This window comes from Corynebacterium sp. zg-331, assembly GCF_014267345.1.
GTDB lineage: Bacteria > Actinomycetota > Actinomycetes > Mycobacteriales > Mycobacteriaceae > Corynebacterium.
The window spans coordinates 377,303-390,673 of sequence record NZ_JACMYD010000001.1 but is presented as its reverse complement, the minus strand read 5'-3'; the positions used below and the strand labels follow the sequence as shown (position 1 = coordinate 390,673).

General features: G+C 64.5%; 10 protein-coding genes. 2 read left to right on the top strand and 8 right to left on the bottom strand.

Translation table 11 applies throughout. The features are described 5' to 3' along the window. Positions 1–29: 29 nt before the first annotated feature. From H7347_RS01915 to mqo, 3 genes are all read right to left on the bottom strand, one after another. A complete protein-coding gene (locus H7347_RS01915) occupies positions 30–1,133 on the bottom strand; it encodes a sensor histidine kinase (protein WP_152820760.1) in 1,104 nt (367 codons plus the stop codon). A gap of 38 nt (positions 1,134–1,171) precedes the next feature. Continuing rightward, positions 1,172–1,942: a uroporphyrinogen-III C-methyltransferase gene (gene cobA, locus H7347_RS01910; protein ID WP_152820758.1), complete on the bottom strand. Its 771-nt coding sequence runs from the start codon at positions 1,940–1,942 to the stop codon at positions 1,172–1,174. A 225-nt stretch (positions 1,943–2,167) separates the two neighbouring features. Further along, a complete protein-coding gene (gene mqo, locus H7347_RS01905) occupies positions 2,168–3,655 on the bottom strand; it encodes a malate dehydrogenase (quinone) (protein WP_186337112.1) in 1,488 nt (495 codons plus the stop codon). Between the two features lie 248 nt (positions 3,656–3,903). On the opposite strand from mqo, the gene H7347_RS01900 reads away from it, so the two are divergent. Both H7347_RS01900 and mtr read left to right on the top strand, forming a co-directional pair. Further along, on the top strand, positions 3,904–4,917 hold the full coding sequence (locus H7347_RS01900) for an alpha/beta hydrolase (RefSeq protein ID WP_186337111.1): 1,014 nt from the start codon (positions 3,904–3,906) through the stop codon (positions 4,915–4,917). A 13-nt stretch (positions 4,918–4,930) separates the two neighbouring features. Then, a complete protein-coding gene (gene mtr, locus H7347_RS01895) occupies positions 4,931–6,334 on the top strand; it encodes a mycothione reductase (RefSeq protein ID WP_227658941.1) in 1,404 nt (467 codons plus the stop codon). Here the strand turns inward: mtr and map are convergent. The 5 genes from map to H7347_RS01870 form a co-directional block, all read right to left on the bottom strand. Continuing rightward, positions 6,331–7,212 carry a type I methionyl aminopeptidase gene (gene map, locus H7347_RS01890; protein WP_152820756.1) on the bottom strand — a complete coding sequence of 294 codons (882 nt, stop codon included), beginning with the start codon at positions 7,210–7,212 and terminating at the stop codon, positions 6,331–6,333. The two genes, mtr and map, sit on opposite strands and share 4 nt — an antisense overlap. A gap of 47 nt (positions 7,213–7,259) precedes the next feature. Then, a complete protein-coding gene (locus tag H7347_RS01885) occupies positions 7,260–8,267 on the bottom strand; it encodes a poly-gamma-glutamate biosynthesis protein PgsC/CapC (protein ID WP_186337110.1) in 1,008 nt (335 codons plus the stop codon). Beyond that, complete coding sequence (gene pgsB / locus H7347_RS01880; RefSeq protein WP_227658940.1) at positions 8,264–9,529, bottom strand: poly-gamma-glutamate synthase PgsB; 1,266 nt, start codon at positions 9,527–9,529, stop codon at positions 8,264–8,266. Before pgsB ends, H7347_RS01885 begins: the two co-directional genes overlap by 4 nt. Positions 9,530–9,596: 67 nt before the next feature. Next, positions 9,597–11,342 (bottom strand): gamma-glutamyltransferase, encoded by a 1,746-nt coding sequence (locus H7347_RS01875; RefSeq protein WP_186337109.1) that lies wholly within the window; start codon positions 11,340–11,342, stop codon positions 9,597–9,599. Between the two features lie 184 nt (positions 11,343–11,526). Continuing rightward, positions 11,527–13,362 carry a penicillin-binding transpeptidase domain-containing protein gene (locus H7347_RS01870; protein WP_152820752.1) on the bottom strand — a complete coding sequence of 612 codons (1,836 nt, stop codon included), beginning with the start codon at positions 13,360–13,362 and terminating at the stop codon, positions 11,527–11,529. Between the last annotated feature and the right edge of the window lie 9 nt (positions 13,363–13,371).

Here is a 13,371-nt window from a genome sequence, read left to right as displayed (position 1 = left end):
CCCTACCCGTATGAATGATTCCGTCTCGCTCACGCCGCCACCTGTGCCTTCACTAGAAAATCTCCGCCCTTTCTTTCCGCCTCCAGGGTGCCACCCTGGGATTGCAGTCGCTCCCGCATCCCCATCAGGCCAAAACCGCCGGACGAGGGCTCGCCCTCCGTGGGGTTGCGCGAATAAATGGCGATGGTGCGTCCCGACACCTCCACCTTGATGCTGCCCGTTCTGGTAGAAGAGTATTTGAGCATGTTGGTTAGCAGCTCCTGCACAGTGCGATAAAGAGTAAATTGCAGCAAGGGAGGAAGATCGTCCGGAAGAGAATCCAATCCGGTGACCATGAGCTCCAAGCCATTACGCCGGGCGTCGCTGACCAGGGCCAAAATATCGGTTATGCCGGGAGCGGAGTGACGATCCCTCCCTTCCTCATCGCGCAACACCGATAGCAAACCTCGTATCTGATTGAGCGCATCGCGGGATGTTTCCGAGATCACCTCCAGGGTGTCCACCGCCACCTGCGGATCGCGGACCGCGCTATACCGGGCGCCATCGGCCAGGGCGATCACGCCGGAAAGATTGTGCGCGATAATATCGTGCATCTCGCGGGCGATTCTGTTGCGCTCTAGGATCCCCGTCAGCTCGGCCCTCTCACGCATTAATAAAAGATTTTCCCGACGCTGTTTCATGGAAAATCCAACCAACCAAACCAAAGACGTAGGCAAAATAGCAACGGCGGCGCGACCCAAAACCCAGAAAAATGATTCCTCGAAGGAGAAAAAATTCCACAGCAAACAAATCGAAACGATGACCAGTAACCAGATTTTAGAATTCTTACTACTGGATAGCACGGCGGAGATATAACCCGCATACATGAATATGAAGATAATGTATACCGCCGTCGGGTAGGGGTATCCCAAAACCGCCAGAAGAATAAGGTGAGCGCAGATGACAGCGGAGGCGCGGCCCGCCAGTATCGGAACAAATATTATAGCGAAAAAGGTAGATAAGCAGACCGCACCGTAAATAAATCCATTTCTGGTAAATATTTCAGCAAATGCGGAACCCACCAAAATTATCAATAAAACCCTTAAAGGATGCCCCACCCATCGCGTCGGCCACACACGCTTAAGAAACTTCATAGTTCCCCCACGCTACCCCCGGCAGGCCCGGGCACGCCTCATCCCTGGGGCTGATCCGCGCTCAGCCCGGCCACCTCCCCGATCACGTACACCGCTGGAGAACGCACGTCCTTATCCCGCATAGTGTCCGCCAGGCTCCCCAGGTCACACCGCACCACGCGCTGATTCTCCGTGCTGCCCTCCTGCACGATCACGCAGGGCGTGGCGGGGTCCAAGGCGGCGTCGATAAGCGCCTGCGCGATCGGCCCGGCCTGGCGCACCCCCATGATCACCACGATGGTGCCGCCGCTGCGCGCCAACGCCCCCCAATCCACCTCGGAGCGCGGGTGCCCGGGCGGGAGGTGCCCCGAGACCACGTGAAAGGAATGCACCATGCCGCGCTGCGTGAGCGGCACCCCCGCCAGGGCGGGTACCGCCACCGCGGAACTCACCCCGGGAATCACCTCGCACTCGATGCCGTGGCTCAGGCAGTATTCGTATTCCTCGAAGCCGCGGCCAAACACGTAGGGGTCCCCGCCCTTGAGCCGGGCCACCACGGCCCCGGCGCGGGCGTACTCTACCAGCAGCTCGTTGATCTTTTCCTGAGCGGTCCTGCGCCCGTAGGGCATCTTGGCCACGTCGATGATCGTGGTGGTGGAGGTATCGCAGAGCCGATCCAGCTCCGCGGTGGGGCCAAGATGATCGGCCAGGATGACGTCGGCTCGTTGCAGCGCCCTCATGCCACGCACGGTGATGAGATCCCAGGCGCCCGGGCCTCCCCCCACTAAAAAGACGCGGCCGGGGGTGGGATGCTGCTGCTGTGCCCTCATGGGCATCGAGTGTACCGGCACGGGGGCGGCTCCTCGCGATTTTTTCTCACCCCTGTGTGACCGGTGTGGTTGCCTACCGACACACGGAGGCATGGCGGTCGCTCGACTCAGCCCCGTGGTGCTTCCGAGAACCACATCCGTCACGCAGCGATGAGAAAACTACGCCCAAACGCCACCGCCGCCCCTCGCATGAAGCGAAGAAGCGGCGGTTTCGGCCTAAGCCGACTAGCTCTCCAGCTGGAGCGTACGCTGGGTGTTCTCCCAAACCTCCGCGAACATGTCCGGCTCCCCAGCAAGCTTATGGCCATAGGAGGGAATCATCTCGATGAGCTTATCGGCCCAATCGATCATGCGCTCACCGAAGCAGCGTTCCAGCAGCTCCACCATCGCCGCCGGGGCGATGGAGGCTCCGGGGGAGGCGCCGAGCAGGCCGGCGATGGAACCCTCGGTGTCGTTGACCAGGGCCGTACCGAACTCCAGGGAACCGAAGCGCGGTGCGGCCACCGGCTGGATCACCTGCACGCGCTGGCCAGCGATCACGGTCTCCCAATCCTTGCCCTCGGCCAAAGGCATGTATTCGCGCAGGGTGTCGACACGACTGTCGAAGTTTTTGAGCACCTCGGTGACAAGGTACTTGGTCAGGCCGAATTCTTGCACCGCCACGCCGAGGTAGGAGGGGATGTTATCCGGGCGGATGGACTTGAATAGGTCGAGATAGGAGCCCTTCTTGAGGAACTTGGGCGTCCACCCAGCAAACGGGCCAAAGAGCAGGCCGCGCTTGCCATCGATCACGCGGGTATCCAGGTGCGGCACCGACATCGGCGGGGCACCCACGCGCGCCTTGCCATAGACCTTGGCCTGGTGCTGCGCGATCAGCTCCTCGTTGGTGCAGCGCAGCCACATGCCGGAGATAGGGAACCCAGCGATGCCGCGCACGTCGGCCACCCCGGCCTTGCGTAGGAGATCGAGCGCGTAGCCGCCGGCGCCCACGAACACAAAGTTCGCCCGCACCACGGAGAGGTCACCCGTGTGGACGTTCTTGACGGTGATGTGCCACTTCTTGCCCTCGCGCTTGAGGCCCTTGACCTCGTGGCCGTAGCGGAACTGCGTGCCGGCGCGCTGGCTGGCGTCGAAGAACTGGCGGGTCAGGGAGCCATAATTGATGTCTGTTCCGGCGTCGGTCCAGGAAATAGCCACGTCGTCGGCGTGCGCGCGCCCGGCGGCCATGAGCGGCAGCTTCTCCGCGAACTCGTCGCGATCATCGGTAAACTTCATGTTCGGGAAGAGCGGGTGACTCGCCAGCACCTCGTAGCGGCGTCGCAGGTATCCCACCTGATCCGCGCCCTGGGCGAGGGACACATGGGGGACGGGGTTGATGAAGTCCCGGGGGGAAGGCAGCACGCCGCTGATGACCTGATGAGACCAGAACTGCCGAGAAACCTGGAACTTCTCGTTAATGGCCACGGCTTTGGTCACGTCGATCTTGCCGTTTTTCTCCGGCGTGTAGTTCAACTCGCACAGGGCCGAGTGGCCGGTACCGGCGTTATTCCAGGGGGAGGAGGACTCCATCGCGGCACCGTCGAGGCGCTCGATCACCATCTGCGTCCACGTGGGTTCCAGCTCTCGCAGCATGGCGCCCAGGGTGGCGCTCATGATCCCCGCACCGATGAGTGCGACATCCACCTCGTCGCTGATCCTTGCATTCTCAGACACTGTTCTTTACCTCTTTTTCCTTAGCGCTGGCGGCTGTCTGACTTGGCTCCTGCCACCCCGCAGCGCCGCTTCTTGCTCACGCGGGCCGCAGTCAGTGACCTACACCTTACGCCCTCGGAGAATAAAATCCCGCACTATGGCGCGCCTCGCGCGCCGCAATCGGGTGTTCCAGCACGCCACGGCTACCGAATCCCACCCCCGCCTCCTCCCCCGTCTCCACGCTGCGAGACTGTCTACACTGTCTCGATATGAATCACGACTCCGAGCAAGAACCACTCTGGGATGCCGACATGCTGGGGGCGGGTTTTTCCGCCGCCACCTTAAATTTTGGCCACGACCCGGACGAGGAGGGTGAGGCCCTGGCTACCCTGGTGCGCGCCGAGACCTCCTTAGACAACCCTCGCCCCGCGGTCTTGTGGCTGCATGGCATGACCGACTACTTCTTCCACGCGCACGTGGCGGAGCGCTTCACCGACCAAGGGTATGCCTTCTACGCGCTAGATCTGCGCAAGTGCGGGCGCTCCCACCGCCCGGGCCAGCACTGGCATTACACCAGCGATCTGCGCCACTACTACCCGGAGCTGAACGCGACGGCGCGGCTGCTCGCCCAACGTCACGGCGGCGTGATCCCGCTAGCCCACTCCACCGGAGGCCTCATCGCCACCCTGTGGCTGGATCACCTGCGCGCCGCCGACCCCGGCCTCTTTGGCCGCATCCCGGCGGCCATCCTCAATAGCCCCTGGCTCGACATGCCCTTCCCCCGCCCCGTGGTGCTCGGCACCAAGGCGCTCACCAGCACCATCGGCAAGGTGCGCCCCTTTTTCTCCCTGCCGACCAAGGAGGTCAGCGCCTACGGGCGTTCCCTACACCGCTCCCTGGGCGGGGAGTGGGACTATAACACCACCATGAAGCCCCTGGGCGGGCACCGCAAGTACTACGGCTGGATCGAGGCGATCTTTGCCGGGCAGGCCGCCGTGCGGGCACAACCCAGGCTCCCCCTGCCCCTGCTTACGCTGTGTTCTGCCAAATCCTGGCTGGGGCACGAATACTCGGCGGCCTCCGATAGCGCGGACACGGTCCTCGACGTGACGCAGATTCAGCGCCTAGCCCCCGGGTTGTCCGAGGATTCCACGGTCATCTCCTTGGATTCCGCGCGCCACGATGTTTTCCTGTCCACCCCGCTCGTGCGCGAAGCGGCCTTCGAGGAGACTTTCTCCTGGTTGGATCGAGTGCTCGGGGCGCGGCACGATAGCACGAAATAATCGGCCCTCCCCTATGGTTAGTGCCCATATGCGTCCCCACACCAAGCACTACGATCTCATCGTCATCGGTTCCGGTTCCGGAAACACCCTGCCGCCCGAGTTCGAAGATCTCTCCATCGCCCTCGTCGAGGAGGCCCGTTTCGGCGGCACCTGCCTGAATGTGGGCTGCATCCCCACCAAGATGTACGTCCACGCCGCCGACCTCGCCTTTGAGGCCCGCAACGCCGCCCGCCTGGGCGTGCACGCGCAGGTGACCTCCGTGGACTGGCCCGGCATCGTCTCCCGCGTGTTCGACAAGCGCATCGACCCCATCTCCCGGGGCGGAGAGGCCTACCGGCGCGGGGCGCAAACACCCAATATCGACGTCTACGACCGGCACGCAGTGTTCGTGGGCGAGCGCACCCTGCGCACCGGGCAGGGCGAGCGGGAGGCCATCATTTCCGCCGATAACGTGGTCATCGCGGCGGGCTCTCGCCCCATGATTCCCCCGGTCATCGCGGATTCCGGGGTGGAGTATCACACCAACGAGACAATCATGCGCCTGCCCGAGCAGCCGGACTCCCTCCTGATCGTGGGCAGCGGCTCCATCGCCATGGAGTTTGCCCACGTGTTCGAGGCCCTGGGTACCCGGGTCACCATCGTAAACCGCTCCAATGCCCTGCTGCGCCACCTCGATGAGGAGATCAGCCGGGAATTCACCGCGCTGGCTCAACAGCGCTACGACGTGCGCTTGAACACCGAGATCACCGGGCTGCGCCAGGGCCCCGACGGCACTATCACCGCCACGCTCAGCGATGGTTCCTCCGCCCAGGCTACCCACCTGCTGGTGGCCACCGGCCGCATACCCAACGGGGATCGCCTAGAGGCTCAGGCCGGTGGGGTCTCCGTGACCGCAGGCCGGGTGGAGGTGGACGAGTACGGCCGCTCCACCACCGCCCCGGGCGTGTGGGCCCTCGGCGACGTCTCTTCGCCCTACCTGCTCAAGCACGCGGCCAACGCGGAGGCCCGCGCCGTGTGGCACAACCTGCGCCATCCGGAGGATCTGCGCCCGCTGCCGCACAGCAATGTGCCCGCGGCGGTGTTCACCCATCCGCAAATCGCCACCGTGGGGCTCACCGAAGACCAGGCTCGGAGCGCCGGCATCGAGGTGGCGATCAAGGTGCAAAAATACGGCGACGTGGCCTACGGCTGGGCGATGGAGGACACCACCGGGCTAGTCAAGCTGGTGGCGGATCGCGCCACCGGTCGGCTGCTGGGCGCGCACCTAATGGGGCCGCAGGCGGCCACGCTCATCCAGCAGCTGGTCACGCTCATGGCCTTCGACATCGACGCGCGCAAGGCCGCGCGCGGGCAGTACTGGATTCATCCCGCGCTGCCCGAGGTGATAGAAAACGCGCTGTTGGGGCTGGATCTCTAGGACTCGGTGGGCAGGGTAAGGATCTCGTTGCCGTCCTCGGTGATGACGATGGTGTGCTCGAATTGGGCGGTGAACTTGCCATCGCGGTTTTGCACCGTCCAGCCGTCGTCCCAGATATCGTAGTCCAGGCCGCCGAGGTTGATCATCGGCTCCACGGTCAGCGTCATGCCCGGTTCGAGGACGTCGCGGTAGGCGTCGGAATCGTAGTGCAGGACGATCAGCCCGTTGTGGAACGTGGTGCCCACCCCGTGCCCGGTGAAATCCGTGACCACGGAGTAGCCAAAGCGCTTGGCGTAGGACTCGATCACCCGGCCGATCACGTTGATCTCCCGGCCTGGCTTGGCCGCCTTGATGCCGCGCATGGTGGCCTCCCGGGTGCGCTCCACCAGCAGGCGATGATCCTCGGAGACCTCCCCGGCCAGGAAAGTAGCGTTGGTGTCGCCGTGCACGCCGTTCTTGTAGGCGGTCACGTCGATATTGACGATGTCTCCTTCCTGGATCACCGTGCTATCGGGGATGCCGTGGCAGACGATCTCGTTGAGGGAGACGCAGCAGGACTTGGGAAAGTGCCGGTACCCCAGGGTGGAGGGGTAGGCGCCGTGGTCGATCATGTACTCGTGGGCCACGCGGTCGATCTCATCGGTGGTCACGCCCGGGCGGACGGCGGCGCCGGCGGCCGCCAGCGCGTTGGCGGCAATTGTGGAGGCCTCGCGCATGGCCTCAATAGTGTGGGGGGTCTGGATAAACGGCTCCCCCACGTTTTCTTGTACCTCGTCCTTCCACGCATACTCCGGGCGAGCGATGTGCTCGGGTACGGCGCGGATGGGGGTCGGCGTTCCGGGGGTCAGCTTGGCACGGGTTGCAGACATGCCGCCCATGGTAGTCCCCGTGGCCCATCGCCCCGGAGGTAGGCCGCCCCACCGGGCTAGGACAATGCCGCCACCGGGGCGGCGATCGCCGCGCACACCGCCACCGCCAGGCCCAGTCCCCCACCCGTGCGCTTCCATCCATGCTGCACCACGTCGTTAGCCACGATCGCCGGCAGGATGCAGAAGACGATGTTTTCCGCCCCGCCCACGCGGTGCCCGGTCAGCGCCACCACCAGGGCCTCCAGGGCGATGACGGCGAGGATGGACAGCGCGCACAAGACGATGAAGCGATCCTTGCCAAACAACGGAACCCGGCGCGCATAGAGGCTATAGGCCGCCCACACCACCACCGCCGAGGCACCCAGCACCGCGATGTAGCGGGGATGCATGGAGCTAGCCACCAGGAGACCGGCGGTAATGTATCCGCCGGTGCGCAGCCTGAGGTCTTTGAGGAAACCATCCTGAATGAGGATGGCGCACAGCACGGAGGCCGCCGCGATGCCAAAGAACTTGGGATCGGAGCGCGGGATCTGCTCGAACAGCGCGCTGGAAAAGGACAACGGCAAAACCACGCTGGTCAGCCAGGTCAGGCCCAGGCCGATCAGTCCGGCCAGCGGCACCATCCAGGCCAGGGGCACCAGGGTGCGGCTCGGGCCCTGCTTGACCAAGGAGTTGCACAACATGCCGGGCACAATCACCCCGATGAGCGCGAACTCCATGCCGTGAATCTGGGTGTCAAAGAGGTAGTGGCCGCCGATCACCCACAGTCCCCCGCACAGCACTCCTGCAAAGAGGCCGATGGCGAAGATCTGGCGGGGCCTGGGCAGCCAGATCTTGAGGACGACGTATTTAATGAGCAGCCAGGCCAGCACGGAGACCGCCACGGTAAAAAGCACGTTCCACGGCATGTAGAGCGAGGCCGCCAGGTAGCCGACGGTCAGCGAGCCACCCACGGAGACGTGCCGGGACCGGAAGTACAGGTAGCTGATTACCAGGCCCACCAGGAAGGTGAGGTGGATGAGATCCACCAAAAAGTAATAGGAGCCAAAGTCCACGCTGATCACTGTGCCGCGGCCTCGCTTTCGGCCGGTGCGGCATAAACCGGGGTGTGCGCCACGACGTCGGAAATGTAGCGGCGCATGGCCGTGACATGATCGGTGTGGATATTAACCATGCCAAAGATGGCCACGTCCTGGCCCTCGAAGCCGCGCCGCGCGCGGGCCACTAGTTCCCTGCCGTCCTCGGTTTCATCCACCACCTCGCAATCGGTCGTGGTGATGATCCCGCTTTCCGGGAATCCCTGGTCGATCAGGCGCTGGCGCACCACCTCCTGGAGGTCGCCGTAGAGCACCACGCGGTCGATGTTCGAGCGCAGATCGGTGGAGACGAGGTCGATGAACATGGCGGCGCGATCGGTGCGATCGGAGCGGTTGTTGAGGGCCACGACGCGGCGGCAGGCATCGGGAAGGGCGGTCTGCGAGACGCTGTCGAAGACCCGCACGGTGGATTCCCAATCGTTCACGGCAAACATGGGCACCCAGAACATCGAGTCGCGGCCCTCCTGGATCTGCGTGACGGAGGTGGTGCCGGGGTCCGGGGCGGCCGCGAGCATTCCACGAACGGCGGTCTGGGCGTCGATGCCCAGTTCCTCGGCCACGGCCAGGGCCACCGCAATGTTCTCCTCGAACTGCTGGTAGCTAAAGCGCGTCACCAGGGAACGGGAAAGCTCGGTCTCCTCCGCCACGATCAAGCGGCTGCCGCGCTCGCGGGCGTAGCGGCCGATGATCTCTACCAGCTTGGGCGAGCGCTCGCCGGTAATCACCACCCCATTGTCCGGCACCGTGGTGCACAGCGAGGCGGCGATCTCCTCCAAGGTATCGCCCATATCCTCTTGGTGGTCCAGACGCACATTGGTGATCACGGTGATGGGCGAGCGCAAGATGGTGTCCTGACAGATACGCTGATACTTGGGCTTGACCGCCATGCACTCCACCACCAGGGCGTCGATGTCCCGGGTGATCCATTCCTTAACAAAGCGGTACTGTTCGTTGATATTGGCCGGGCCGGTGCGGGAAATGGGGTATTCCTCGGCCTGGCCGTCGATCACGCAGGCATAGGTGCCGGTGGTCTTGGCGATGGTGTTGTGCCCGGCCTCGCGCAGCACGCCGCCGATCATGCGGGTCAGCGTGGACTTGCCGCGAATACCATTGACGTGGACGTGATAGCGCAGGCCGTCGAGCCGAGCGCGGTGCTCGCGCTCGTGTCGATGAAAGTAGGTCATGGAGGTGCCGGCGAGCGCGCCGGACATGGCGAGAAAAGCAAACATGAGTTCGTGGTTCCTGTTCTTGGAGGCGGGCAACGGGTGGTACTGGGGTAGCTCTCGATGCGTCCTGTTATCCGCCGGCCACGGCACCGCCGCGGCGCGGGTCTGCACCACCCTCCACGCCGTCGGGCGTGCGGCGCACGATCCCGGCGCCGCTATCGGCCTCACCCACGCTGACCGGTTGGCCCCATTCCCGCAGCAGCCGCTGAAGTGCGCCCTGCCGGGAGAGGGTTTCCTCGCCGTACATGGTTTCTGCGTAGACCCCGTTGCGGTTATCGGCCCCAAAGTTGGGCATGGCGATCGCCTCGGCGGGGCTCAATCCCCACTGGGTCATGGCCACGAGGTTTTTAAGGTTATAGGAGGGAATCTTGCGGCCGCCGGGGGATCCCAGCCCCACCACGTCTTCGCCCTCGCGGGCGATCAGCGGCGCCATCATCGTCCTGGGGGCCGAGGCGTTGCGACGCCCGTTGGGGGCCTCCGGGGAGGCGGAGGAAGCGAAGTTATCGAGGGAATTATTAAGGAAGAAGCCCTGCGTCATCAGACCGCTGCCGAAGTTGCGTTGCAGCGTGGTGGTCATGGATGCGACGTTTCCTTGGCTATCGACCACCGTCATCTGCGCGGTGCCCTCCTCCTGCGAATCCTCGTAGCCGTGCTGATCGAATCCCTCCAGAGCCGCGGGTTGGGGATCGTCCACGCTGCGCTTTTGTCCTATCTCCGCGGCCTTGGCCGCCAGGTAATCCTCGTTGGTCACCACCCGGTCCAGGTAGGCGCGGGCGCGCTCGGGATAGAACAGCGGATCGTCCATCCACGTGTTGGCGTCGGTGAAGGCGAGCCTCTCGGCTTCGGTCATCAGGTGAGCCGCCGTGGCCCGAGCCACCGGTGCGCCGTCCTCGGAATACGGTTCCAGCCGGGCCAGGTCGAGATGCCTCATGATGCCCAGGGCCTGGGCCACCACCATCATACCGGTGGCCGTGGACGGGTTGCCGCACACGCTGGTCCCGGAGAAGTCGGTGCACAGGGCCTCGCGCGATTCCACCGGTGTCTCAAGATCGCGGCGCCACTGCGCCAGCAAGCCATCCACGTATTCCTCCCCGGCCGCCTGATCCAACAGCTCGGAGCGCATCGCCGCCACGGTGTCCTCGCTCAGCGTCCCCCGGTGCGCCCACTGGCGGAGGAAGTCCGCATAGGGCTTGTTGGTCAGCTCGTCGCCCTCGGCGGGGCGATCCCCGCTGGCGTTGCGCAGCACCGCGCCTGGCTCGGAGAGCCTGAAGGGTCGCTGATTGTCCTCCATCGCGGCGGCCAGCCGCGCGCTGGTGCGAAAGCCCGAGGTACCCAGGCGGTAGGCGGGATCGACCAGGGATTCCAGGGGCAAGGTGGCGTGGTCCTCGTGCAGCTGGCGCAGCAGGCGCAGGGTTTGCGGCACCCCGATGCTGCGCACCTTCTCATCGGCGCCGGCGGAGGCCGCGTCGTCGTTGGCCAGGCTGTGCACCGTGGCATCGTAGGCCCGGGTATCCCCGGTGGCGGCATCGTAGTACACGGCGATAGCCCCGCCTCCCGGGCCGGAGGACTGCGGCTCCACCAACCCCAGCACCGCCTGGGCGGCGATGAGCGCATCGGCGGCGCTGCCTCCCTCAGCCAACACATCGCAGGCGGCACGGGTGGCCTCGGGATGCGTGGTGGCCGCTAGGTACTCGACGGAATACGCCTCCACGTTCTCCCCGGTGACCTCGCACTGCGGTTGGTTCGCGATGGCGGCGGGTTCGTCCCGCGTGGAACACCCGCTCACCCCCGCGCCGACGAGGGCGGTAATCAGCAAGAGCGCGAGAATACTCCGTCCGCCGTAGCGCACAACCATCTTTCTCTTTTCTTGTCGGCAACAATAAATATGCGGCCCTTGGCCGCGATCACAGTTACCCGAAGATAGCAACGCCGAGCAGGGGTGACAACCCTTATCATCAGGGCTTTTTCGGTTTTTATCCGAAGGTGCCGGGGATTAGATACTAAAGTAGACCCTCCTCCGGCTCGGGATTCTTATATTTATCCAGCGTGCTCAGGAAGTGATCGGTGATCTGCACCGACGCCTCGGAACCACCACCGAGCACCACGAGTGTGGCAAAGGCAATATCATCGCGGTACCCAGCAAACCAGGCGTGCGATCCCTCATTGATTTCCGCCTCGCCGGTCTTGCCGTAGATGTCGCCCTGCGCCTTCATCCCCCGGGCGGTGCCCTGGGTGACCACGCTGCGCATGGCGCGCCGCAGGTTCTCTATGGCCGCCGGGGCCGGTGGGTCCACCTTCTCGCTCACGGTGGTCTCATGCCCGGTGATCAACGTGGGCATGGGGGTGTGTCCCGCCGCGGCGGTGGCCGCGCTTAAGGCAAGGCCAAAGGGGCTGGCCAGGTCGAGGCCCTGCCCGTACCCGGACTCCGTGCGATCCAAGGCGCTCTCCCCCTCCGGCACAGAACCGGTGATGGTATCCAGGCCGGGGATCTCGTAGTCAAGACCCAGGCCAAACTGCTTAGCGGTCTCCTTGAGTTGCCCCGGTTCCAGCGTGGTGGAGATGTCCGCGAAGCTGGTGTTGCAGGATTGCGCAAAGGCCTGTTCTAGGGGCACGATGCCCAGGGAAAACTGATTGTAATTGGTCACCGTGCGGCCATAAATATCCATCGTTCCGGGGCAAGGCACAAGAGAATCCGCGCTTAACCCCTGGTGCTCAAAACCCGCGGTGGCGGTGATCATCTTGAATACCGAACCGGGTGGGTACTGTCCGCTAAGCGCAATATCACCATCTTTATCGGCCGGGGCGGTCTGAGCCACCGCCAAAATCTCCCCCGTCGAGGGACGGATGGCCACCAACATGGCCTTATCGCCCCCGCGAGTATGCACCGCCTCCTCGGCGGCGCGCTGCACGTCATAATCGATACTCACCCCCACCGCCGGGGCCACCGTGGCCGGGTGATACTCCACGTCATCGAGAGCGGAACCCTGCTCATTGACGACGGACACGCGCCAGCCCGCAGCTCCATCAAGATCATCCTCCACGATGGCACGCACCCGAGACATAATGTCCGGGGCAAAGTTCGGCTTGGGCGTGACCAACGAGGCCTCCGCGTTCAACCGCACGGCGGGTTCGCCCGCAAGCGCCTGAGACACCTGCCCTGCCACCGCATCGGGCAGCGTGGTCACGGAGTACTCGCCCCGGGCGCTGCGCAGGGTTCCCTCCAGGGAGGAGGCCGATACGGCGGTCACGGAGGGATCGGCCTGCCCCGCCTTTTTCAAGGCAGCCTCGACGGCGCGCGCGGTGCGCCCCGGATCGCTGACATCATCGGCATTGATCAACAACCGCTGCACCACCCCGGGACTGAGCAGCGCCACCCCGTCCGAGCTGACCACGCTGGCCCGTTCCGCGGGCACGGGGCGCAGCTCCAGGTGCTGGTGCGCGCCGAGGGTGGGGTGAATGATGGTGGGCTGCCACCGCACGGACCAGTCGGATTCCTGACGGGTCAGAAGCATGGAGGCTTCGTAGTTCAGCGTGCGCTGCCGGGGCAGCTGCCACTCCAAGCGATATCGGACGGTGGCGGAGTGCTCGCTTTGATCCACGTCTTCCACGGTGGCCCGCAGACCTTCCGCCTGCAGCCCCTCCACGCTGGCCTGGATGGGCGAGATCGCGGCCGTGGGATCGTCGAGGTATTGCGCCAGAGAGTCCCAATCCCGGTCCGCGAGGGCGGTTAAGAAGTCCTGCGCCACGGGGCGCACGTCCGCCGGCTTCGGCGTGCAGGAGACAAGGCCTAACGACGCCGTGACCAGCGCCAAAAGCAGAGCGGACAATCTTGTCATAGCGCCCTA

Coding starts and splice junctions, on each gene's coding strand:
- H7347_RS01915 (WP_152820760.1), bottom strand. CDS start 1,133: ATGAAGTTTCTTAAGCGTGTGTGGCCGACGCGATGGGTGGGGCATCCT.
- cobA (WP_152820758.1), bottom strand. CDS start 1,942: ATGAGGGCACAGCAGCAGCATCCCACCCCCGGCCGCGTCTTTTTAGTG.
- H7347_RS01900 (WP_186337111.1), top strand. CDS start 3,904: ATGAATCACGACTCCGAGCAAGAACCACTCTGGGATGCCGACATGCTG.
- mtr (WP_227658941.1), top strand. CDS start 4,931: ATGGTTAGTGCCCATATGCGTCCCCACACCAAGCACTACGATCTCATC.
- map (WP_152820756.1), bottom strand. CDS start 7,212: ATGGGCGGCATGTCTGCAACCCGTGCCAAGCTGACCCCCGGAACGCCG.
- pgsB (WP_227658940.1), bottom strand. CDS start 9,529: ATGTTTGCTTTTCTCGCCATGTCCGGCGCGCTCGCCGGCACCTCCATG.
- H7347_RS01870 (WP_152820752.1), bottom strand. CDS start 13,362: ATGACAAGATTGTCCGCTCTGCTTTTGGCGCTGGTCACGGCGTCGTTA.